The organism is Kiloniella sp. EL199, assembly GCF_900313065.1.
In the GTDB taxonomy this organism is placed as follows: Bacteria; Pseudomonadota; Alphaproteobacteria; order Kiloniellales; family Kiloniellaceae; genus Kiloniella.
On record NZ_OMPU01000010.1, the window covers coordinates 770,526 to 792,356 of the forward strand.

Below are 21,831 nucleotides of genomic sequence, written 5' to 3' on the forward strand. Positions count from 1 at the left end.
CCTTATGAGAACCGCGGTTTTACATATGCGGCTCAGACCACAAAGGCTTGGGATTGGCAAAATAATAAGGAAGACCACGATGATATTTTTAAAACCATTAATTTCTCTACTGTTGAATTTAAACCCGATTTTTGTGGGCACAAAAACAGAGTTCCCTTGTGCTATTCCTGTGAAAGCGCGCCGTAGGGAAAAAAATAAATTGGGTCAAAGAAGAAAATAAATTAATCACAAGTTTTCTTGAATGGGCCCAGTTTGATCAGGAATCAGGGTAGTTGATCTTGCTGTTTTTCATTTCTATTTGGTCATCTATAAAAGAAATAACATTCGCAGGATTCTATTCTGAAATCGGTGTTCCATCGGGTTTGAAAAAGGTATTTGGTCTGTTTTTACCTCTGATCTTATCAATAAACAAGCGGACAAAAATTTTAATGATCAGGCTGAATGGAAATTTGTTTGCAGATTTTTCTGCTGTCGGCATTGTCTTTGTTTTATCGTCTGGCTTTCTTGCGCCCTTTTCCATAATTGAATAGCGCACAGGTCCCAGAATTTTGTCTCTGTCATTACCACAAGCCATAAAGTTATGTGCGATGCCGATAAAGGGAATTTGCGGGCCGACCATGTTTCCTGCTGGTGTTTGGCGACAATTGGTATACCAGCGATAGATACCTTTTTCTGATAACTTCAAATAGCGAAGTTGATCCATACCTTTGGTAATTTCCACTTGGGAAGGCGTGATCTGAAAAATATCGGTTCCGCCATGAGCGTTGAGCATGTCATCTGCCCGACCAATTTTTTTGGCAAAGTTTTGACAATCCTCGCAATAACAGATCACACGCCGCCCTGTTGCCGGAGAGATATTATGCGCTTTTCCTTTGACTTTGCCGCAAGAACATTCAAGCGCGATATCAGCCATTGTCTTGCCTTTGGAATGTGATTTCAATTATCGGATGATAGTACCAGCTTATTAAGTAGAAACAATAATCTTTCAAGATAACAAAGCTATCAACTTCCCAAAAAAATCCCCGGCTAAGGGAGGCCGGGGAAGTTAGCAAGTTGACACAAACTGTACTTGCTCAGGGTAGGGAGGTTTTATGCCGTGAAAATATATAAGGAACGCAAGTTCCGAAAACTTTGTCGTTGGAACGCAATAAATGATAAGGAATTAAAGGAAGAATTATTGTTGGAAAGTTTTGAAAAAACGGGAAGCAAAAACGAAGCCTGAATGGGCCAAAGCTGGTAGAGATGGCATTTTGATCTTTGAGGTTATTATACCCGATATGATCAGTCATCTTGTTGTCCCCCCCTAGTGGTTTCGTTAAACACTCAGGTAACGCACTCACGTCAACAACTTTCCATATACTATAACCTGAAAATACTTCTTTTGAGAAGAAGAATTTCACATAACTGTAATAGTGGTTGTGTATCAAAGGCTTTAAAGGGGCTATATTTAGGGTGTGGCGGGCGCTCAGCATAGCATCTCGCGATTGTGGATTTTCGTGGGGAATGACCTTCTAAAAGGCTGAAATATTGTGATTCAGATTTTAGTTGGGTCGCAATATCAAGAATCTATTTGATGGTTAGTTCGTGTCTTCTGATTTGAAATTGATCTTTACATAGATTTAGAAATAACCTTGCAAGGCGAGAAAGGCTTTGGGGGCCTTGATGGACAGCAAAAAGTGTTATTTCAGGGAAACGCCAAGAAGGTAATAATTTGACAAGATCTCCTGCGTCAATTTTTTCCGAACACAAGATTGAGGGTGCTTCGGCAATGCCCATCCCAAGTTTTGCCGCTTCGAGAACACCCATATAATCGTTTATTGAAAAGTTGGGCGAGAAAGAGTGTTCATAGGTGTTTTGGTTGTTTTTTAATCGCCAGGTTAGCTCTGGTTTATTATGAAACCCAAAACCGATGAGAGAATGTTTTTTCAGATCACTTGGTTGTTTTATCGAGGACTTAGTGGCCAGATAGCTTGGCGCAGCAACCAGAATATGGCGATACTTTAGTAGTGAAACGACAATATGATTGTCATTATCAGGTGGTGCCACCCGAAAAGATAAATCAAGATTGTCATCATTAAAGTTTAATAGCCTTTCTGAAATGGAAACATTTACTTGTGCCTGTTTGTACTGGTTTTGAAATATTTTAATGACCGGAAGGAATAATGGTTCGGCAAGGTTAGGAGGAACAGATATATGAAGTTGGCCCTGTTCAGTTGATCTATGTTGGCGAAGCGTTTGATTCGCAAAATTGAATAATGCAAAACCTTCTTGGCAGTGCCGATAATAAATTTTACCGATATCTGTTAATTCAACCGAGCGCGTCGTTCGCGTAAGTAACTTTGTCTCAAGAGATTTCTCAAGCTCTGTGATTTTCCGGCTAAGTGTGGAAAGTGGAAGTGAAAGTTCTTTGGCCGCTTTGGTAAAGCTTTTGGCTTGAACGACGTGTACGAAAATTGCCATCGCATTGTAGTGCATTAAATTATACCATATGTGGAATATATCTTTCAAATATACAGCTTTATTCCAAAATATAAAACTTGATAATAATCATTGTGAGATGAAAAAAAACACTTGATCAATGAGGATGTTTTTCCATGAACAATAACAATCATATTAATTATATTGAATTCCCTTTACGGGATGTATCCGGAACGAAACTTTTTTATGAAACTTGCTTTGGCTGGGCGTTTCAGAACTGGGGACCAGACTATATCAGCTTTTCCGGTGCTGGTGTTGAAGGTGGTTTCAACGGGGAAAGCAAGCGACCTGTTACAGATCCGGGTGTGTTGGTCGTCCTCTATAGCGATGACCTGAATAAGGTCCTTGCCAAGGTCAAAGAGGCAGGCGGAGTTATAAAACAGGAAATATATGAGTTCCCGGGCGGAAAGCGCTTTCATTTTGAAGATCCAAATGGCAATGAACTTGCGATCTGGTCGGACAGGTAAGGTTGGTTGTTTTTTAGATTTATCCTATTCCTGCGGCCTGGATTATACTTGGCCTGCAGGGAGTACTGATATCTATAAGAGGATACAATGAATGTTTTTGGACACAAGTATATGAATTTAATGTGAATTTGCATGGAGAGGAACCTTTGTTCGTATCTGTAGATATCTAAACTCTTTTCATTTATGATACACCTAATAATTGTGCTTGTGGGGGGGGGGGATGAGTGTATCAGAACATAAATTTGCACGAGATATTTTGAATGTTGAAACTCCTTGGCAAACCAGAGACACGGTTTTAGCATTAGGGTTCAATGGTTTGTTTTTTCAACGCTGGTATCCAGATGTCATGGATAACTGGGAAGGTTATCTTGCTGAAGGATTTCATGAACTCTATTACGCTTCGCAAGTTTACCGTTCATGCCCAGTTGCCAGAGCCATTCATCAGAAAGATAGTCATGTTTCTAAGGTACACCGTTTTTGCCCCGTTGCTAAAGTAGCCGGTCAATGGAACCGCAGTTATACCTTTGCTGAAGCGCGAGATGGGATGTCAACCAATCGCAATGAAGCTGAGATTGCAGATAATTTATGGAAGCTCTTTGGTATGGAAGACGGGGTTGTGCTCTTTTCAGGGCGCAACAATCTTAAATCAGCAATGATTTTAACAACGGATCGCTCTGTGGAGGAGTTGTATCAAAAATATTCCGGTGTTTTGGCTTTGGCGGCCGATAAACTGGATCGCCAACTTTGCCCTGGCCATACATTGTTGCGGCAATTGAGTCGGGAAAATATTAAACTATCTCCTATTCAGCAGAAAATTTTGAAACTGCAGATTAATCAACCTGAACTCTCCAATGCGGCAATGGCCGAAAAGCTTGGCATTTCTGTGAATACATTATTTTCGCACCACAAAAAAATCGCCAAGAAAGAAGGCGTTACCACCTTTACTGGCGCAATTGTTAAACAGCTTAGTAAAAACGATTAATGTTGATCTACCATGCTTATAAAATTTCAGGAAAGGTTAATCCAATCGGGAATTTGAATTATCCGTGTCGATTAGCGTGTATTCTTTGTCATCTTGGTTCTGAATAATAGAATCTTCTAGTTCATTAATTGCTTTGAGTGCTTTTGAAAGATAACTCTCTTTGCTGGTCGGAACGCGTTTTGTTGTGTTTATAAATGTAGCAATTGTGACGCCAAGGACATTGGCGATGTCTTGTAAAAGAGGGGGAGGAATTTCGGTCTCACCGGCTTCACATCGTTGTATATAGTAAACCTTTACACCAACTTTGTGTGCGAGATCTGATATGGATATGTTCTTTAACAGTCGCGTGTAGCGAATATTAACACCGATAGTGACATTGTTTGTGTGGATATTATTTATAATCGGCACGTAAAATCCCAACGGTCATCTGTCAACCTCCAGTGACTATCTATCAGTCAGAGTGATCAGTGGTAAAACGAATTGATGAAGCCGAAGGTTGAGCCGACGGATTGTTATCATGAGGCTTTCACATAACAATGCATGGTTGAGTATATTTTTCATTTATAAGATAAACAACTTAAAATTTCAGTTACCAGGAACTGGGAGTTTGTTTTTCTTGCATTGGATGTCAATGAAACAGGGTTTGTGAAATATATGTGGACATATGTTCTTAATATAGACTAAACGTCTAAGTATGGAAAACTTTGATAACTATAAATCGATGGCAGACGGAGTTGCGGCCTTAATGCATTCCCATGCTGAAGTCGTCATACATGATTTACAACGCCAAGAGATTGTTTATCTGGCGAACAACTATTCCAACCGGGAAATCGGGTCACCGTCCCATATGGACGAGGTAGAGTTTGCCGATGGTGATCGCGTGCTTGGCCCTTATCGCAAGGTGAACTGGGATGGCAAGATCCTGAAATCCATCAGTGTGGTCATGCGGAATAATATCGGTCAGGCAGAAGCCATGATCTGTATAAACCTGGATATGTCAGATATGAACCGGATGTATCAGGTTCTGGGCATGATGCTGGCGGCACCGGAAGAAGGACATGAACCAGAAGAAAATAGCGGAGAAAAAAGCGATAAGATTGCGGAAATCTTTCGTGATGACTGGCATGAGCGGATCAATGTTTTTATTCAGGAATGGTTGCAGGGAAAGGGATTGAGCCTGCAGGTGCTTGGACGAAGCGAAAAGCGTAATCTGGTTATCGCTTTGGAAGCCAAAGGAGCTTTTCAGGGTCAGGGATCAGCTAACTATGTGGCCCGTTGTCTGGGGCTTGGTCGTGCGACGGTTTACAAATATTTAAAAGAGCAAAGGGGATCGGCATGATCATAAATGATCGTAATCTGGTCGAGGAAATTGTTGTGGCTAATCAGCGGATTAAAGCTGTGGATGGCGGTGTGCGGGAAACACCACTGGATGAAGCGCCGTCCTTTAGCGATCAAACAGGGGCGACCTTTTTGCTCAAGGGCGAGCATTTACAGCGTACCGGTTCCTTCAAAATGCGCGGGGCGATGAACAAGGTTTTAACCCTGTCTCAAGAACAACGTGAAAAGGGGATAACAACGGCATCGACAGGAAATCACGGAATGGCAACTGCCCAGGCTGCCAGTGTCGGAAATGTCGAGGCCACTATTTATTTACCTGATACAGTTTCGCCTTTAAAGCATGGGAACATTACTCGAATGGGGGCGAAAACCGTTTTGGTTGAAGGGACCTGTGTGGATAGTGAGCGTACGGCGCGAGCTGCTGCGACAGAACAGGGCATTACCTATGTTTCTGCCTATGCAGACCTTGATGTCATTGCCGGGCAGGGCACAATCGGTCTGGAGCTTACTGCACAGTGCCCTGATATTGCTGCTGTTTATATCTGTGTTGGCGGTGGCGGGCTTATTTCCGGTGTGGGAAGTTACCTCAAATCGTGTTTGCCAGATGTGGATATCATCGGGTGCTGGGCTGAAAATGCGGCATCAATGCACTACTGTCTGGAAAAGGGCGAAATCTATGACGCGTGGGAGGCAGATACCCTTGCTGACGGATCCGCAGGTGGCGTTGAAGAGGGAACCATTACCTTCCCCATCTGTCAGAAAGTCATTGATCGCCATGTTTTGGTGAGCGAGGACGAAATCGCACAGGCCATGCGCGATGTTGCGGCCAATGAACGGTTTATTATTGAGGGTTCCGCAGGTGTTGCGGTGGCTGCGGCCCTTAAAACCGGGCGAGATTATCAGGGGAAGAAGATCGCGGTGGTGATATGCGGGCGTAATATCGGTTATGAGACATTTTGCGATGTGATCAGCACAACCGAGGAAGAGAAGGCGAATGCGTAATTTCTCACTGGAAACCTTCTTTTCTGACTGGGAGTTCAAAGCCAGATATCACATGACGGCATCTGATATTCAGAGCATGACCATCAATGAGCTTTTGGCGATGGCAAGCGAAAAAGATCGTGCGACGTTTTATGACTTGCCGCTGGGCTATACAGAAACCTTTGGGCATCCGTTGTTACGACAAGAAATTGCCAATAGTTATAAGGGGCTGGTGTCGGAAGATATCCTGTGTTTTGCGGGCGCTGAGGAGGGTGTATACGTGGCTATGCGGGTTCTGTTGAAACCTGGGGATCATGCCATTGTTGTGGTACCTAACTATCAGGCGGCGGAAACAATTCCCCTTGATATCTGCGAAGTGACAGGTGTTCCTCTTGATCCGGATGATAACTGGTCGCTGGATATGGATGCTCTGGAAAGCGCAATCCGACCCAATACAAAACTGATTTCCATCAACTTTCCCAATAACCCTACAGGCGCAATCTTAAAACGGAACTCTTTTGGTCGTCTGATTGAACTTTGCCGTGCCCACAACATTTACCTGTTCAGTGATGAAGTGTATCGAGGCATTGAACGAGATGAAGTTTTGCGCTTGCCACAGGCCGCAGATGTTTATGAAAAGGCGCTGTCGTTGAATGTGATGTCAAAGGCCTATGGCCTGCCGGGATTGCGTATTGGCTGGATTGCCTGTCAGGACCGGGATCTTTTGAAAAGGATGGAATGTTACAAGCATTACCTGTCCATTTGTAATTCCGGGCCGAGCGAGTGGTTGTCCATCATCGCTCTGCGAGCGCGCGAACAAATACTCGCTAACAATCGCAAACTGGTGAAAGAGAATGCGGGCAAGTTGACGGCATTTTTTGCTGAGTTTCCGGATCTGTTTGAGTGGCAAGTGCCCGATGGGGGCTGTGTTGGCTTTCCGGTTTATAAAGGCAAGGGAACGACGGATGATTTTTGTGAAGACCTGATCAATAAATCCGGCGTGTTGCTGTTGCCCCCGCGGATTTATAAATCTGATCTATTACCTGTCACCTGGAATCGCTTTCGGATTGGCTTTGGCCGCAAAAACATCGATGAGGGGCTTGCTGCTTTCCGTGCTTATCTCAAGAGTAACACATGAACACATGAACACATTACCGATCATAACACTGGATGAAATTAGAGCTTGTTTGAGTGACGATGATATCCTCTCAGCGGTAAAAGAAGCTCTTATTTCTCATGGGCGCGGGGACGTGAATTCGCCGCCACCGGGTATTCTACAGCTTGATAATCCGGCAGTGGGTGAATGCCATATCAAGTATGGCCATCAAAGAGGAGCCGATACTTTTGTGGTAAAGGTCGCGAGTGGTTTTCGGGATAACGGCAAGCTTGGTCTATCCCCCAATAGCGGCATGATGCTGGTTCTTAGTGCGCAAACGGGTGCGCCCGTCTGTGTGCTTGATGATAAAGGCTGGCTCACGGATATTCGCACCGCAGCGGCAGGTGCTTTGGCGGCACAGGCCGGAGCCCCGGATAAAGTCAATGCAGTGGGGATTATTGGCACAGGGGAACAGGCGCGGTTACAGGCACACTGGACCTGTCGTTTGTTGGGTTTGAAATCTATTGTGGTTTATGGCCGCAATCCCGAACAGGTAACGAAATACGTCAAGGACATGACAGCACAGGGCTATGACGTCAACACAGCGCCAGAAGTAAGAGATCTTCTGTGCCAATGCAATCTGGTCATTACAACAACCCCGTCACCAAAGGCTTTGGTTTTAAAAGACGAGGTGCACCCGGGCACTCATATCGTTGCCATGGGAACAGACAATCCGGGTAAACAGGAAGTGGATGCGGCGTTGTTCGAGCAGGCTGCGGTCATTATGGTCGATGACCTTGCCCAATGTGTCCATCACGGCGATCTGGGGCATGCGGTGCGTAACGGTTTAGTCTCGCAAGATCGGGCGATTTCGTTGGGGCTTGTCGTGGCCGGGGAGAAACCGGGGCGCTTGAATGCTGATGATATAACGATCGCCGACCTGACGGGCATCGCCGCACAGGATATCGCGGTGGCATCATTGGTTTGGGAGCGGAAGAGGGCTTGTTAAGCCCGGATTTAAGTTGCAAGTATATTAAACACTTGAAAACTTGTTGTTTAGGTTGCATGCTCTCCGAATAATTCTACCTTTCCCAGTCTTTTATGGCTATCTCACGGGCGAAGGGCTTATGTTGTAAGGTAGTGCTACAATTCTATTCTGTTGCGCTTCTTGAGACAGTTATGACACTTCTAAATGCCAAAGATCTGGGCATTACCCTTGGTATGCCGCTTTTCACAAACCTGAACTTTTCTATTAACAAAGGTGATCATATTGGTCTGGTCGCTGCCAATGGGCGTGGAAAATCGACCCTGCTGAGTTGTCTTGCCGGGGGGATGGAGCCGACCGAAGGTGATATCACCCGTGCACGGGGGCTTAAGGTTGGCTACGTGGAACAAAATGTTCCGGGCGACCTTATGGAACAAAGCCTCTATGATGCGGTGCTATCGGCTTTGCCCGCAGAGCAGGCGGAATACGAAAGCTGGCGCGTTGACGTTGTGCTGGATGATCTTGCGGTTCCGATAGAGCTACACAGTCGTTTGGTCTGTGAGCTGTCTGGTGGTTGGCAACGTGTCATGTTGCTTGCCCGTGTGTGGGTGGGTGAACCTGATCTGTTGTTAATGGATGAGCCAACCAACCATCTTGATCTCTCGCGTATTGGATTTCTTCAGAACTGGTTGGGGACTGTGGCGCGGGATACGCCGATATTTGTTGCCAGCCATGATCGTGCGTTTCTGGATGCCGTGACCAATCGAACGCTTTTCCTGCGGGAAGATCAGTCGCAAAGCTTTGCTCTGTCCTATAGTCAGGCGCGGGCGGCTTTGGATGAAAGTGATGCAACAAAAGAGCGTCAGTTTGAAAATGATGCTCGCAAGGCACAACAGCTTCGTCGCCAGGCCGCCAAGCTGAAAAATATTGGGATCAATTCGGGCAGTGATCTGCTTGTGACCAAAACCAAACAGCTCAAAGAACGTGCGGACAAAATCGAGCAGCAATCCCAGGCGGCTTATAAGGACAAGTCAGCGGGGGCAATCAAACTTGTTAATTCAGATACCCATGCCAAGGCTTTGATCACACTGGAAGAAGGAGGGGTGACAGCCCCCGATGGGAAAGTGTTGTTCAAGATACCGCCGCTTTGGATCAAGCGAGGTGATCGTATTGTCCTGCTCGGGCGTAACGGAACCGGGAAAACCCAGTTGATCCGTATGGTGCAACAGGCGGTTATGGGGGAACACTCGACGATCAAATCCACCCCAAGCGTTATCATGGGCTATTCCGATCAGGCCTTGTCTCAACTGGATGATCGGGCGACGCCAACAGAAGTCATCACGGAACGCTTTGATGTCGGTGATCAGCGCGCCATTGCGTTGCTGGCCGGGGCGGGCATTAATCTGGATATGCAAAGCAAGCCCATCGGTGCGCTGTCCGGCGGGCAAAAATCCCGTCTGGCGATGCTGGATCTAAGACTGCGTAATCCAAATTTTTATCTGTTGGATGAGCCAACAAACCATTTGGATATTGAGGGGCAGGAAGCTTTGGAAGAAGAGTTGCAGGCCCATAATGCCAGCTGTCTTCTGGTAAGCCATGACAGAGCCTTTGTGAGAAATACCGGCACCAGATACTGGTTAATTGAAAACAAGCGCTTGAAAGAAGTTGAAGATCCGGAAGATTTTTTTGCTGCTTCGTTGGGGGAGCTGCTTTCGGCGTGACGTCGTATAGTTAGGTCGTTAGGGGAAATCAGCGAGTGTTTATGAAGGGGCATTCACTGATCTACTATTTTGTTTCAATAGTTTTGATAAAGAGAATTACGCATATGTGGAAAAATATTTGTGCGCTATTATTGGCTTTTGTTCTGTTTGCCTGTGAAGAACAGGCCGATCTTTCAAACAGTCAAGCCTATGCCAAAGATGGCGTTAGTTTTACGATGCCCGGAAACTGGAAGGTCACGGATGATACGGCAGAAGAAGGGTTTCGCTATATCAGTATCGAATCATCGGGGGATGCCGTTGTCGGCGTTTCGGTATTTTATAATAGCGTCAGGATCGAGCTTGAAGACTATGTTGATTTGATCATTGAAAACTTTAATGCCGAGTTGCCTGTGGGATCACGAAACAGGGGGGAAGTTTTTGAATTTACCCCGGATAATAGAGAGAACATTATCAAGGCCATTCGCAATCAGTTTGCAATAACACTGGCCAGTGTTGAAGTACCTCATACATCAGATTTTTATGAAATGATGGCAAATTCAGACTCTGTTGTTATTTTCACCCAGGTATCCGATGAGGATAAAGATCTGGTTCAACAGGGATTTGACCAGCTTATCAATAGCCTGGAAGTGGAATAGGGGCACTGGGAAAAGGTGGAGGCTATCTAACTTTTGTTACGCTTCTGTTGTTTGATCATAAAGCGTTCCAGGCGGCGCTTTGAGACTTCAATACGATGGTCTTCACGCTCTAAATCGCGAATGGCCTGTTGCACGTAGGCAAGATGGTCTTGTGAGGCCCGGCGGGCTTCGTCGGGTTTTCCTGCAATTACGGCGTCGTAAATGGCATGATGTTGAGCAAGCAAGCGATCTCGTGATCCCTGATGGGTGTAAAGTTGTTTTCGGCTCAGGAAGACACCCTTTTTAAGAACTTCTACCAGTGAACGGATGACGTGAAGGAGCACAACGTTGTGTGCGGCTTCGGCAATGTTCATGTGAAAGTCTGCGTCGATGCTGGCTTCCAGCTCCAAGTCACCTTTTTCATGGGCGGCATCCATGTCGGTTATACAGGCGGTTAGTATTTTCCGATCAGCTTCTGTTGCGCGTTGGGCGGCATAGTAGGCGGCATTGCCTTCGGAAATGGCGCGAAATTCCATAAAGTCATTTACGGTATCGGGATGGTTTTGAAAGATTGCCGTTAAAGGATTGGTAAGGGAGGGACCCAGGAAATTTTTGACCAGCGTCCCACCGCCTTGATGAGTTTCCAACAAACCCTGAGCTTCCAGTTTTTGCAAGGCTTCTCGCAAAGAGGGACGGGAAACGTCAAGTTGTTGAGCAAGGTCACGTTCTGCTGGCAGGTATTCACCCGGCGGCAAAATTCCATCCAGAATATAATTTTCCAGCTGCTTTGCGACTGTATCTGATAGTTTTTCAGAACGAATTTTCTTAAGCGCCATCTTACTCGAATGATTATTGTTGAGGTAATGGTAATAATTTTTTACCACTTTACATTATTGGTAAAATTATTTATCCAATATGTCAATATTTCATCTATTCGTGAAGAATATCTCAAAATAAGGAAAGCGTGTCATGGCACAGGTTCTGGAAATTGCCGATCTGAAAAAGCTGGCCCAACGTCGTGTGCCAAAGATGTTTTTCGACTATGCAGATTCCGGGTCCTGGACCGAGGGAACCTATCGTGCCAACGAGAGTGATTTTCAGAAAATCAAGTTCCGCCAACGGGTTGCGGTGGATATGACGAACAGAACCCTCGCCAGTCAGATGGTGGGGCAAGATGTTTCCATGCCTGTTGCGATTGCCCCGACTGGCTTGACGGGGATGCAACGTGCAGATGGCGAAATTCTGGCCGCTCAGGCCTGTGAAGAGGCAGGTGTGCCCTTTACCCTGTCCACCATGTCAGTCTGTTCCATTGAGGTCGTTGCCGAGAAAACAAGCAAACCGTTTTGGTTCCAGCTTTATGTCATGCGGGACAAGGATTTTGCCGGACGCCTGATTGATCGCGCGAAGGCTGCGGGCTGTTCTGCACTGGTTCTGACCCTTGATCTACAAATTCTGGGACAACGCCACAAAGACCTGCGCAATGGCCTTTCCACACCGCCCAAGTTTACACCCCATCATATCTGGCAGATGGTAACACGACCGGGCTGGTGTCTTGGGATGTTGGGCACAAAAAACCGTACCTTTGGCAATATCATTGGTCATGCACAGGGGATCGAAGATCTCAGCTCTCTGTCGTCCTGGACCGCTGAACAGTTTGACCCCAAGCTGTCATGGGATGATGTGGCGTGGATCAAGGAACGTTGGGGGGGAAAATTGATCCTGAAAGGCATTCTTGATCCTGAAGATGCCAGAATGTCCCTGAAAACCGGCGCCGATGCGATCATCGTTTCGAACCATGGTGGCCGTCAATTGGACGGGGCGATTTCGTCTATCGAAGCCTTGCCGGAAATCGTCAAGGCCGTCGGCGATAAGATCGAAGTCCATATGGATGGCGGTATTCGATCCGGGCAAGACGTACTGAAAGCTGTTGCCCTCGGCGCAAAGGGGACCTATATCGGGCGGCCTTTCCTTTATGGTCTTGGGGCGATGGGCAAGAAAGGCGTGACCAAATCATTGGAAATTATCCGCAATGAAATGGACATCACCATGGCCCTGTGCGGCAAGCGTGATATCAAGGATGTAGATCGCTCCATTTTGAGACAGCAGTAATATATTTTCAGTTTCCACATATTGGTTTAAATCCTCTGACTTCAGCCGGATAAAGATATAATTTTGTGCCACAGGTGCTTATTAAGGTGAACCCTTTGGCTTTAGGCGAAGGAGGTTCAGTTCTAAATGGCTGTGATGCAATTTGTTCATTTTTGCGGAGTTTATTCAGTAATTTTGATTGAATTTAAGTGATGTATATTTCGATTAAATAGATATCCATGGGTTTTAGTGATTTTTTTTTATTACATTCTTGTTGGTCATAAACGTCAGGGAAATCAGGTGCCAGACTTATTTTTCATGATCTAAAAAGATGAATTCGCTGTGGCAAAAAACGGTTCCATCTTGTTTTGTTTTACTGCTCTTCATAATTGCATTTTGAGCAACAGAGAAGAATATTTGTCGTTCGTTTGCTAAACTGTTTTGTATTTGCGTAATAAATTTTTATTTTTTAATTATTTGAAAAATAAGCGCAAATATTAATTTTATGAAAGAAGTAAATTGATATGAATACTAATTCTAAAAATTCCCCGGTAAAAATTGCTCTTCATGGGAGTAATATTCAAGGAACAAATGTTCAAAAGGGTGTTAAGATAATTATTCAGGAACCTGGTGGAAATCGTTTAATTGAAGACCGTGATATTTCCGATCAAGGACACCTTCCTGCTGACCAGCGTGATAAAGATGGTCGTGCAAATGGTCAAATATTTTTTACAGCAATGACAGGTAATGATGGCAGAATTTCTTTTGAGGTTAACAATCCACAGGCTTCTGATTTCAAGATGTCTTTTAATCCTGCTGCAGATAATTCTTCAGATGGGAATTATGACCTGGAACTTTTGCCTGCCGAACATAATGGAGATTACGATTTTCTTCCTGTCGTCAGTATTGTGAAAAATGAGATTTTCATTATTCGTGTAAACATGTCTGAAGATCAGGTTGATCATTATAAAGTTGTTACAAATAATAATTTATAAAGTTGTTACAAATAATAATTTAGGCGCACATATTGGTAGCCTGGTCAGTCAGCAAGAAAGTGAAAATGTTGCGCGAGAATTATTGGATGGGACTGCATCGTCCGAAACGGTTGATCGAGTTTTGGATGCTGTAGAAGATGCACGAAATAATAATAGATCTGCAGCAGCTGGCGCGCTTGCTGATTTTGTAAAACTGGGTGTGCCGATCCTTCAGGGCGTTCCGGGGGCAACAAGTAGCGGTAATGATCCTGAAAAGGCACAAAAGGATCTCAATAACTTACTTCAATACATCAAAAAAGAAGGCAAAACGCTTCAAGGTTTGCTCAAGGATTTTCTGAATAAAAAGGTCAATGCCCTAAACACTGGGGTAACAGCAGACAATCTAAAAAACACTCTTGAGATTGAATTGCCAAAGCGAACACAACTACAGTCAGTTGATGTGATCGAAACCAATATTACAGAAGCCCTTTCAGGGTGGTATGCAAAGGTCAATAACACTCTTCAGTTGAGTGAAAAGGCCCTTATCGACAGTGCTGAAACCAAGCAATTTGAGGATACATAAAAACTTGTTACTCAAGTCCTTGACGGATTTAGTGGATATGGTGGTGCAGCCAAAAACATTTTTAAAACAATTAGAGGTGCGAGTATCTTTCGAAAAGCTTTCCGGTCTCATAAAGCCTTTCAACAGACAAAGAAAATTAACAAAAATATTCTCAATGATACCAAAACAATTGGTGAGATTGATGATGCTATTGAGAGGGCACAATTTTCTCTGGATCGCCTGAGAGTTCAAAGTACTCGTCATTCTGGTGTACCAGCAGGACGATATCAGGATAATATCAAGCGATTACAGGAGGAAAGAGAAAAACTTGCTGATTTGATATCAGAAGTCCAGATTGCACACAATACAGGGAAGAATCAACGAAATAAAGCTAACCGTAAAGCTCTGGGTGAGGCGATTGACCGGTTTAATGGTTTTATTGGAACCGCAACAAGTGGTGTTAACTTGAAGCGTTTTGAAATTAAACCAGGTTCCAAAGCTGTTACAAGCATAGACGGTGTTGATACAAGTTTCTTTGATGATGGGTATGTGCCAGAGTCACTTGCTTCTACATCTGGGTATAAGGCTTATTTCAGTACGGCAGAGAGGCTATTTAAACATCAGATTGTTAATAGTCAACCGAATGATTACGCCTATCCGGCAGAAAATAATTTTGACCACCAACACACTGTATATGGTGAGATTCAAAACGGGAAAACTGATTTTTACAGTATGCCGGAACCTGATGAACATAAGAAAAATGTTTCTAAAAATGCTGCTGAAACTAAAAGATTGAATCAGATTGCACGGGATGAAGAAGTTACGGTCCGGTACTTTACTGTAAATGAAAGATTTTCCCGAGGTGATTTGTTTAAAGTGGCCTTTACGGCCAGAATTGTTGCTGTAAATAACTGGGCTTTCACTGATCCTAAGGAAGTATCAGAGACTGTGATTGGGAACAATGTAACTGTTTTTGATGATTATTCTTCTGATGATAAACTTGTTGAAGGTTCTTCTGGTTTAGCTGGTGGTGAACTTGTTAGCATTAGTAATACTGTTAACCCTCGTTTGAACAGGGCACTAGTTGAATATTTCCGGATTATTCCCGGTGCCTATGAAAAATCACCGTTCTTTGGTTGATTTTAAGATTGCCGACTAAAAATTGGTAACAATTATATGTGGGCGCGGATGCTAAAGCCTCTTTTTTTTACAGTACTTTATTCATTCGCGCCTCTCAAGAGGCTAAGAGTGTGAAACAGAGTACAGCCTTGTGCTTGATCTTAATTCAAATTTCTCCTGAATAATTCGTTTCACTGTAATTTCACACCATCATTATGAAAAGTGAGTAACTTTATAATGAAAAACATATTTCTAATTCTTGTTTTTATGATCGTCTTGTTACTGTCAGCCTGCACAGGTTCAATTCCGGGAGTTTCAAAACAGGGGCATTCTGGTGTAGCAGACTGGAACATCAAATTCGATGATAATGGTCAAATAGAAAGCGCCCGAATTATCGACGGTAAAGAAAAAGCCAATGTTGCTTTTGATGTTGATTTGAACACGGGCATTGCAAGTTATTCGGCAAAAGAAGTGAAAGCCTTCGAAGGCCAAAAAGCTAGAGCAATTCTTGAGGCCGAGATTTCTGAAGATGTCACTGATGCATTCCCCGGAATAATTAATACAGTAATTGCGGCTTTAGAAGGTGGACTATGATTTATTTTGTTACATACTCTACCATTGATCCAAGCTTGACATGGATATCGACCAAAAATGTATGGGTATTAAATGAACCTATTTCAGTTTCATTTGTTGGTAAGGATAACGAGCGCCGTGAATTTGTTATATCTGCAGGTTTTGAAACGGACCTTGCTTCTATCCCCAGGCTATTTCAGGTGCTTATCCCTCAAATTGGTGGACAGAACTTGCCCGCTATTGCTCATGACTGGTGTTATCGTGATGCATCTATGAAATGGTTGAATAAATCTGCGGCTGATTTGTTGTTCCGAATTGGTATGGAGCAAGCCGGGGTTAGTCGGTTACGACGGACACTGATTTATTGGGCAGTTAAATGGTTTGGTTTTTCAAGCTATCAGCCAAAACACACTAAGTGATAAAGTACAATAATTGGTTTTATTACAGAGGTTTTGTTCCAGTTTCATAATTGAACAGAACCTCTTTTATATTGTGGTTATAAAATATTTCCTTACACATCTCTGGCGTTAGCAGGTTTGTCCTATGGCCCATCAACCAGATCAGTAAGAATGTGGTTGCCGTTGTCATCAAACTTGAAGACGCCATAACGGGCATTTTGATATCGGTCTGCATGCCCTTCCTGAAAGAAAAATGAGTTCGGCACAATTCTGACCCTGCTATAGGTTCTGTGATAGTAGAGGCGCTTCTCGTTATCTGTCAGCGGGGTTTCGTCATCAAACCTGACAAAGCTTGCAATCTGTTGCGGGTTGATACTGATCACCATATAGCCACTTTTGACATTCGGTGATGTCACGTTTGCGGCATCATTCTCTATTGCATAACGCAGGCGCATATAATCGCCCTGGATAAGGGAGCGCGGGTCAACCGGGGCCAATTCCAACAGAACAGTTTCGCCGTTTTGGATGATCTCTTCCTTTTGGTAGATACTATAATTCAGGACAAGCAGAACAAGAACTGTCAGGCCAATCATGATTTTCAGGCGCATGTTGTCTCTCCTTTTGCTGTATCTCCAGCCCTTACATCTTCGTCCGGAATCTGTGGTCTTGTTCTATCCCACCCCCTGAATTTCAGATAGAATTTTCCAGCAACCATGACGCCACCGCTGGCGACCAGAACAATTGACTTCTCGAGCAGGGTAATGTCGAGATTGTAATAATAAAGCCAAAGAAAAATGGGCAAGAGAAGGAAGCCGAGTAAGGTGAAGAGCCTGTCGTGGCGAGCGTAACCAAAAACCATCAGGCCAAGCGACAAGAGAATACCCGGGGCAGAGAGGATTGCCAGAAAGATGCTACCGATGATCCCGACTATAACAGGTTCGCGTTTTATGTACTCTTTCCCGCCAGCAGCCCAGATAATTAACAGTACCAAGCTGGTGGCAAACATGATGTTACTGATGAAGGGAGAGATAAAGAGTGGGCTGTCCAGATAATCAAATTCGTTATGAGATGATAAAAAGAGGACCGAGATTGCCAGGCTAACGATTAATGCTTGTGATAGCGGCTGAAAAAGAGCCGGAACTTTGGGATAGATGAGTAGAAAACCGGCAGATACAAGTTGGAGCAATAGGAAAAGGTTAAAGGCGATGTCAATTGGTAGTCCGAGTTCATCTTCCCAAAGGATATTCAAGAGGAGAACGATAAGTACGCCGCAAGAAGACATAAACCGTTCAACATGCAAACGGTAAAATGGATAGGTCAGGGCGGTTATCAGGAAGGAAGACAGGGCAATAGCAAGCAGGCTTTCACCGAACCATTCTACTGTTGCGAAAATAAAAAGGAATTTACCTGTTCCCATCAAGGCAAAGGAAATTTGTAGGAAAAAGTTTTTACCCATCGTGCTATCATCAGCAGTGAGAGTATAAAGTCCGATCGCGCTTGCGATAAAGATAATACTGGTGACCAATGCACCTGCTGCATTGTTGAAATTGATAATCTCAATAAGGATCAAAAATCCGATAAAGCATATGCAGGCGATAAAGGCCCCGATACCAGATAAAATCTTGAGATAGATAGGAATATCCGGTGCCTGGTCTTGGTCCAGAATGAAACTGTTTACATCGTCACGGTCGGGGATCAGGCTCTTGTCTGCTAAGTGTTCAACAAGCTCTGCCGCGGTCATCCGGTTTGGGGATTGTGATGTATCCTGTTGAGGCATTGTATCCGGATCAGACATTTGTGGCCCCCGTATTTTCTTTTGGTTTCGTGTTTTCCCGTGCTTTATTTTCTTCTTGCAGAGTGCGGGTAAGGTTCCGGAGATACATGGTAAAGCCGGTTATAATGGCGATCGTGACAATACCCATGAGCAAGAGACCGAGTTCATCTTCGTCCCTGAGGGCTTCGTAGAGAATTTTCATGGCAAGTGTTTCAACGATGACTAATGATGAAACGGTGATAGCTGCTAATGACCAGATATCTTTTACAATCTTGCGATAATAAAGATATAGGCTGATATGCCCAAGAGCCCCGATGAAAGAGCCAATGAACACGCCATCATAAGCCTGATCAATATCGACGATTAACAGGACAATAGGAATATTCAGAGCGATCAGGATTGGAACAAGAATAATCCAGCGCGTCCATTTGGGGGTCAGCCAATGGCAAGAAGGTTTTCGGGATAATATTTCGCGTGTACAAAGGGCTAGGCCGTTGATAAGTGCAAGAAGAGGCAAGATTAGAAGTGTCCAGTCCCGTCCTACAAATGATCGGGCAATGGCAACCTGATCCCACCAAAGGCCTAAAAAGACATTAAAGATCACGAGCCAGAGAACCCAATGGGCTGCAAAGTTGGACAAGATGGTCCAACCAAGTATCAACAGGGACCAGACCATGAAAAGTTGATAGGCATCGGCCCCTGTCTGATAAATTTGCCCAAAAACGGCCAGGAAAACCCCGACAAAAACACTGGCTGATATCAGTGAAAGCTGGCCGGAAAGACGGCTCAGGTTACAGACACAGGCACTGATAATACTGGCTATGATCGCAAACTGAATACCACCGAGTTTGTGAGCTGGTAACAGCTTGGCCCAGTTAAAGGCAAAGAAGTAAATCACGCCGGACAGGATCAAGCAGACACCAAACCCCAGAAGTAACCGTGCCGCCCAGATGCCCCACTGTGTATGAGGTATGAGTTGTTGCAGGGCCACATCCCTTGCATTTTTATTGATTTTTCCATGGCTGTAAAGACGATCGACCAAGGCTCGGTTTGCCGGAATTCGATCCAATGATCGCGGAGAGTTTTCAGTTTGATCTGTCGTACTCATTGCTTTCCAACATGATTATCTGACTGAGATCTGGATGCTTAGATCTTTATCATCTGTGGTTGTTTATGCGAGGTCAATTGGGATTTTGTATCATGTGTATCAGAATGAAATCATGATTTCTCATGTGTTTGTTGCTGTATCTGGTTCTTGATAGAACACGAATATTGTTGATGTGGTTAAGTTGCCTTGATGGTAAAGAGTTCTGTTTCTTCCTGTCGTCCTCTTAGCTGTACAGTGGACAGATGTTGGGCGATATAATCTTTAGGCAGAGTGATACGATTTAAAAGTTCTGAAGAAATGATCAGCGGACAATCAAGGGTTTTACATTGTTGTTCAATACGCGCTGCCGTGTTGATTGTGTCGCCAAAGTATGAAATCTCCTGTTTCTGATCCCCACAATGACCAATGACGACAGGACCACCATGAAGTCCGATACGAAAACTGGGAGTAAAACCAAATTTTTTCTCATATTTCGGGGCTTTGACATTTATGAGGCGGTTGATCGCAAAGCAGCATTGAATAACTCTTATATTTGCTGCGCCGGCACTTAGAGGCCAAGTAACGATAACCTGATCGCCAATATAGCGGTGAATTTCGCCGCCGTGTTCCAGAATAGGTTCCGTGATGTCAAAAAAGAATTCATTGATCATGTGTTGAACACCCAAATCACCAAGCCTTTCGGCCAGCGTGGTTGACCCAACAATATCCAGAAACATAAAGATTCTGTTTTCCTGAACGGGTTGTCTGTATTTTCCGAGCAAGATGTTAACCAGGGCGCGTGCGCCGATAATCCGTATGACCTGTGTTGTTGTTTGCAGAACGATAACGAGTATACCGACAATTATGAGAATTCTGATGTAATGTGCCTCAGTAAAAAATTCCAGATTAAACCTGCCTTCAAAGGTATAACCGCCAAGGATCGCCGTGAGCATAACAATGCAGACAACAACAAGAGATTTAATGGAAATTGCAGACAGAATGGACATCTTCCTTAAGAAGACGCCGTATTGGCTGGGCACAAAAAATACCTCGAAAGCCCATAGCAGGCAGCTACCGAAAAGCCAGGTTGACCCACCCCGGATGAAAGTTATGGCAAAGCTGTTCTTGGGTGGCTCATGGAGCGTGTAATGATCGTGTGTTTCTACAAAACCAACAAGAACCGACAGAAAAACGAGGGTGAGAAATAAGCGTATCCTGGATGCAGTTAAATGAGACAAACGTATTTCCCCTGATAGAAATTATTTGAGACAGAAAGCATTCGATCTTAATTGAGATTATCTGGATTGTAGCATCATAGCATGCTCTATCGTCACCAGAATGTAAGTAGTTAAAATATTCAAGGCCTGAGTCTTATTTGACGAACTTAGCCTACAAGAGAATAGCTGCTTAATATTGACGTGTGTTTATTTGATTGTCAGGAACATCGGGGCACACAAAAGTGCTCCTGTGGCGCAGTTGGCCAAACGGGGAAACGCAATTATTTTTTCTGTTGATGAGTGGGTAAAGAGACCCGCTGGGAGTCTGTATATCATCGCAATGAAGTGCAGACAGAAACCTTTCAATTCGAAGTTTCTCGCGAGATTTTTGATTTCTGTGGGACGATTTTTGACCCCGTGGGATGACGATGAGCACAAGACAGCGATTGTTGTCGCCTGCTCAAGGGTTTAGAGCCAAGCGATATATGGTATATAAATAGCCTTTGTCAGATATAAGTACAGTGCCATGCCTATAAAACAAAAAAGGATCTGTTTGTCGCTATTATTTCTTTGAACAACTACGGTCTTAAGCCGATCATCCCAAGACGTACATTTGTCCATGGTCAAGTCCAGATATCCGTAAATTTGTGTGATGAGTGATATTACGGGAATGCCAAACGCAAAGCCCTTCACGAGTACATGAAATTCTCTACTTATGGCTTCTTTGAAATTTAGAGAGGTATGATCCTTGGTTAATATCTTTATGCCAAATATAAATTTACCTGGGGTTGTTGCAAAGATTCTAAAACAGAAAATGTTGAAAAGAGCGGTTATGCTTAGAAGGAGTGTCTGTAGCAAAAGTAACAGACCCCAGAACTCTGCGAGGGTCAGTTGAGCGGTTACACTATATAGCTGACTTGGGGTTAGGTGAGAGAAAACAGGGAAAAGTACCAAATTTGCATAGATTGAGATATCAATCCAGCGGGCAAAATACCTTCTCCAGGGATGAGGGGCGAAATCGTTCCAAACATTGTCTGTGTTGGCATCGCTGATGTCTTTTGATGCTGTTACAGATGGGATCGTCTGGTTAAACTCTTCTTCGTTTAATTCTTCCCCGCTTGTCTGTTCCTCATTTATTTGTTCCCAAGTGAAATCACTTCTGAGAATTTTGAGTTCTTTATAGAAAAGCCATGTATCGCTGTCTTGGAGGCGCACAAAGCTATAGCCAGCAATAACATTTGCCTTGAAAAGTTTGTAAAGTTCCAGCTTTGTTACAGGGCCGAATTCCTGATTATCTACCCAGTAGTACCATGATTCCATAAGTTACCTGATTTTGAGAGAAGGGTGACGACGTTTGATATTTATGCTGGATCAGCT

General features: G+C 44.1%; 23 protein-coding genes. 14 read left to right on the forward strand and 9 right to left on the reverse strand.

Features of this window, described 5'->3' with window-relative positions; all coding sequences use genetic code 11:
- Positions 1–334: 334 nt before the first annotated feature.
- Positions 335–913, reverse strand: coding sequence for a DUF6151 family protein (locus tag D9A03_RS12145; RefSeq protein ID WP_120497438.1), 579 nt, complete (start codon positions 911–913; stop codon positions 335–337).
- Between the two features lie 653 nt (positions 914–1,566).
- Positions 1,567–2,475, reverse strand: a complete 909-nt coding sequence (locus D9A03_RS12150; protein ID WP_120497439.1) for a LysR family transcriptional regulator — start codon at positions 2,473–2,475, stop codon at positions 1,567–1,569.
- Positions 2,476–2,594: 119 nt separating this feature from the next.
- Here D9A03_RS12150 and D9A03_RS12155 point away from each other — a divergent pair, with 119 nt between their 5' ends.
- Together D9A03_RS12155 and D9A03_RS12160 are read left to right on the forward strand one after the other, a co-directional pair.
- The gene (locus D9A03_RS12155; RefSeq protein WP_120497440.1) at positions 2,595–2,945 is read left to right on the forward strand and encodes a VOC family protein; all 351 of its coding nucleotides are present in this window, start codon (positions 2,595–2,597) and stop codon (positions 2,943–2,945) included.
- 220 nt (positions 2,946–3,165) lie between these two features.
- Positions 3,166–3,927: a hypothetical protein gene (locus D9A03_RS12160; protein WP_120497441.1), complete on the forward strand. Its 762-nt coding sequence runs from the start codon at positions 3,166–3,168 to the stop codon at positions 3,925–3,927.
- A gap of 36 nt (positions 3,928–3,963) precedes the next feature.
- On the opposite strand, the gene D9A03_RS12165 is transcribed toward D9A03_RS12160, so the two are convergent.
- Entirely contained in the window at positions 3,964–4,335 is a 372-nt protein-coding gene (locus D9A03_RS12165) for a helix-turn-helix domain-containing protein (RefSeq protein ID WP_162938123.1), read from the reverse strand.
- A 286-nt stretch (positions 4,336–4,621) separates the two neighbouring features.
- Here D9A03_RS12165 and D9A03_RS12170 point away from each other — a divergent pair, with 286 nt between their 5' ends.
- From D9A03_RS12170 to D9A03_RS12195, 6 genes are all read left to right on the forward strand, one after another.
- A complete protein-coding gene (locus tag D9A03_RS12170) occupies positions 4,622–5,266 on the forward strand; it encodes a transcriptional regulator (protein WP_120497443.1) in 645 nt (214 codons plus the stop codon).
- Positions 5,263–6,267, forward strand: a complete 1,005-nt coding sequence (locus D9A03_RS12175; RefSeq protein ID WP_120497444.1) for a threonine/serine dehydratase — start codon at positions 5,263–5,265, stop codon at positions 6,265–6,267. Before D9A03_RS12170 ends, D9A03_RS12175 begins: the two co-directional genes overlap by 4 nt.
- Positions 6,260–7,384: an aminotransferase class I/II-fold pyridoxal phosphate-dependent enzyme gene (locus tag D9A03_RS12180; protein ID WP_120497445.1), complete on the forward strand. Its 1,125-nt coding sequence runs from the start codon at positions 6,260–6,262 to the stop codon at positions 7,382–7,384. The genes D9A03_RS12175 and D9A03_RS12180 overlap by 8 nt, the downstream gene beginning before the upstream one ends.
- Positions 7,385–7,388: 4 nt before the next feature.
- Positions 7,389–8,351 carry an ornithine cyclodeaminase gene (locus tag D9A03_RS12185; RefSeq protein ID WP_120497446.1) on the forward strand — a complete coding sequence of 321 codons (963 nt, stop codon included), beginning with the start codon at positions 7,389–7,391 and terminating at the stop codon, positions 8,349–8,351.
- Positions 8,352–8,521: 170 nt separating this feature from the next.
- Complete coding sequence (locus D9A03_RS12190; RefSeq protein WP_120497447.1) at positions 8,522–10,048, forward strand: ABC-F family ATP-binding cassette domain-containing protein; 1,527 nt, start codon at positions 8,522–8,524, stop codon at positions 10,046–10,048.
- Between the two features lie 104 nt (positions 10,049–10,152).
- The gene (locus D9A03_RS12195; protein ID WP_120497448.1) at positions 10,153–10,683 is read left to right on the forward strand and encodes a hypothetical protein; all 531 of its coding nucleotides are present in this window, start codon (positions 10,153–10,155) and stop codon (positions 10,681–10,683) included.
- Between the two features lie 26 nt (positions 10,684–10,709).
- Here D9A03_RS12195 and D9A03_RS12200 read toward each other — a convergent pair whose 3' ends face one another.
- Positions 10,710–11,498, reverse strand: a complete 789-nt coding sequence (locus D9A03_RS12200) for an FCD domain-containing protein (RefSeq protein WP_120497449.1) — start codon at positions 11,496–11,498, stop codon at positions 10,710–10,712.
- Positions 11,499–11,631: 133 nt separating this feature from the next.
- Between D9A03_RS12200 and D9A03_RS12205 the strand changes: the two genes are divergently transcribed.
- The 6 genes from D9A03_RS12205 to D9A03_RS12235 all read left to right on the forward strand — a co-directional run bounded on the left by D9A03_RS12205 (position 11,632) and on the right by D9A03_RS12235 (position 16,397).
- Positions 11,632–12,771, forward strand: coding sequence for an alpha-hydroxy acid oxidase (locus D9A03_RS12205; protein WP_120497450.1), 1,140 nt, complete (start codon positions 11,632–11,634; stop codon positions 12,769–12,771).
- A gap of 503 nt (positions 12,772–13,274) precedes the next feature.
- Positions 13,275–13,745 (forward strand): hypothetical protein, encoded by a 471-nt coding sequence (locus tag D9A03_RS12210; RefSeq protein WP_120497451.1) that lies wholly within the window; start codon positions 13,275–13,277, stop codon positions 13,743–13,745.
- Positions 13,723–14,307, forward strand: a complete 585-nt coding sequence (locus D9A03_RS12215) for a hypothetical protein (protein ID WP_162938124.1) — start codon at positions 13,723–13,725, stop codon at positions 14,305–14,307. Before D9A03_RS12210 ends, D9A03_RS12215 begins: the two co-directional genes overlap by 23 nt.
- Positions 14,308–14,622: 315 nt before the next feature.
- Complete coding sequence (locus tag D9A03_RS12225; RefSeq protein WP_120497454.1) at positions 14,623–15,426, forward strand: hypothetical protein; 804 nt, start codon at positions 14,623–14,625, stop codon at positions 15,424–15,426.
- A 216-nt stretch (positions 15,427–15,642) separates the two neighbouring features.
- On the forward strand, positions 15,643–15,999 hold the full coding sequence (locus tag D9A03_RS12230) for a hypothetical protein (protein WP_120497455.1): 357 nt from the start codon (positions 15,643–15,645) through the stop codon (positions 15,997–15,999).
- Positions 15,996–16,397 (forward strand): DUF1353 domain-containing protein, encoded by a 402-nt coding sequence (locus D9A03_RS12235; protein ID WP_120497456.1) that lies wholly within the window; start codon positions 15,996–15,998, stop codon positions 16,395–16,397. Before D9A03_RS12230 ends, D9A03_RS12235 begins: the two co-directional genes overlap by 4 nt.
- 122 nt (positions 16,398–16,519) lie before the next feature.
- On the opposite strand, the gene D9A03_RS12240 is transcribed toward D9A03_RS12235, so the two are convergent.
- From D9A03_RS12240 to D9A03_RS12265, 5 genes are all read right to left on the reverse strand, one after another.
- The gene (locus D9A03_RS12240) at positions 16,520–16,984 is read right to left on the reverse strand and encodes a GDYXXLXY domain-containing protein (protein ID WP_120497457.1); all 465 of its coding nucleotides are present in this window, start codon (positions 16,982–16,984) and stop codon (positions 16,520–16,522) included.
- Entirely contained in the window at positions 16,975–18,171 is a 1,197-nt protein-coding gene (locus tag D9A03_RS12245; RefSeq protein WP_120497458.1) for a DUF4401 domain-containing protein, read from the reverse strand. The genes D9A03_RS12240 and D9A03_RS12245 overlap by 10 nt, the downstream gene beginning before the upstream one ends.
- The gene (locus D9A03_RS12250) at positions 18,164–19,258 is read right to left on the reverse strand and encodes a DUF2157 domain-containing protein (protein WP_120497459.1); all 1,095 of its coding nucleotides are present in this window, start codon (positions 19,256–19,258) and stop codon (positions 18,164–18,166) included. The genes D9A03_RS12245 and D9A03_RS12250 overlap by 8 nt, the downstream gene beginning before the upstream one ends.
- 176 nt (positions 19,259–19,434) lie before the next feature.
- Positions 19,435–20,475 carry an adenylate/guanylate cyclase domain-containing protein gene (locus D9A03_RS12255; protein ID WP_162938125.1) on the reverse strand — a complete coding sequence of 347 codons (1,041 nt, stop codon included), beginning with the start codon at positions 20,473–20,475 and terminating at the stop codon, positions 19,435–19,437.
- Between the two features lie 447 nt (positions 20,476–20,922).
- Positions 20,923–21,774 (reverse strand): RDD family protein, encoded by an 852-nt coding sequence (locus D9A03_RS12265; RefSeq protein ID WP_120497462.1) that lies wholly within the window; start codon positions 21,772–21,774, stop codon positions 20,923–20,925.
- Positions 21,775–21,831 lie beyond the last annotated feature (57 nt).

Excerpts from the sequence above, each read along its gene's own strand:
- D9A03_RS12230 (WP_120497455.1), top strand. The coding sequence starts at position 15,643 with ATGAAAAACATATTTCTAATTCTTGTTTTTATGATCGTCTTGTTACTG.
- D9A03_RS12190 (WP_120497447.1), top strand. The coding sequence starts at position 8,522 with ATGACACTTCTAAATGCCAAAGATCTGGGCATTACCCTTGGTATGCCG.
- D9A03_RS12185 (WP_120497446.1), top strand. The coding sequence starts at position 7,389 with ATGAACACATTACCGATCATAACACTGGATGAAATTAGAGCTTGTTTG.
- D9A03_RS12200 (WP_120497449.1), bottom strand. The coding sequence starts at position 11,498 with ATGGCGCTTAAGAAAATTCGTTCTGAAAAACTATCAGATACAGTCGCA.
- D9A03_RS12245 (WP_120497458.1), bottom strand. The coding sequence starts at position 18,171 with ATGTCTGATCCGGATACAATGCCTCAACAGGATACATCACAATCCCCA.
- D9A03_RS12205 (WP_120497450.1), top strand. The coding sequence starts at position 11,632 with ATGGCACAGGTTCTGGAAATTGCCGATCTGAAAAAGCTGGCCCAACGT.
- D9A03_RS12195 (WP_120497448.1), top strand. The coding sequence starts at position 10,153 with ATGTGGAAAAATATTTGTGCGCTATTATTGGCTTTTGTTCTGTTTGCC.
- D9A03_RS12240 (WP_120497457.1), bottom strand. The coding sequence starts at position 16,984 with ATGCGCCTGAAAATCATGATTGGCCTGACAGTTCTTGTTCTGCTTGTC.
- D9A03_RS12155 (WP_120497440.1), top strand. The coding sequence starts at position 2,595 with ATGAACAATAACAATCATATTAATTATATTGAATTCCCTTTACGGGAT.
- D9A03_RS12150 (WP_120497439.1), bottom strand. The coding sequence starts at position 2,475 with ATGCACTACAATGCGATGGCAATTTTCGTACACGTCGTTCAAGCCAAA.
- D9A03_RS12235 (WP_120497456.1), top strand. The coding sequence starts at position 15,996 with ATGATTTATTTTGTTACATACTCTACCATTGATCCAAGCTTGACATGG.
- D9A03_RS12250 (WP_120497459.1), bottom strand. The coding sequence starts at position 19,258 with ATGAGTACGACAGATCAAACTGAAAACTCTCCGCGATCATTGGATCGA.
- D9A03_RS12170 (WP_120497443.1), top strand. The coding sequence starts at position 4,622 with ATGGAAAACTTTGATAACTATAAATCGATGGCAGACGGAGTTGCGGCC.
- D9A03_RS12175 (WP_120497444.1), top strand. The coding sequence starts at position 5,263 with ATGATCATAAATGATCGTAATCTGGTCGAGGAAATTGTTGTGGCTAAT.
- D9A03_RS12145 (WP_120497438.1), bottom strand. The coding sequence starts at position 913 with ATGGCTGATATCGCGCTTGAATGTTCTTGCGGCAAAGTCAAAGGAAAA.
- D9A03_RS12160 (WP_120497441.1), top strand. The coding sequence starts at position 3,166 with ATGAGTGTATCAGAACATAAATTTGCACGAGATATTTTGAATGTTGAA.
- D9A03_RS12265 (WP_120497462.1), bottom strand. The coding sequence starts at position 21,774 with ATGGAATCATGGTACTACTGGGTAGATAATCAGGAATTCGGCCCTGTA.
- D9A03_RS12210 (WP_120497451.1), top strand. The coding sequence starts at position 13,275 with ATGAATACTAATTCTAAAAATTCCCCGGTAAAAATTGCTCTTCATGGG.
- D9A03_RS12180 (WP_120497445.1), top strand. The coding sequence starts at position 6,260 with ATGCGTAATTTCTCACTGGAAACCTTCTTTTCTGACTGGGAGTTCAAA.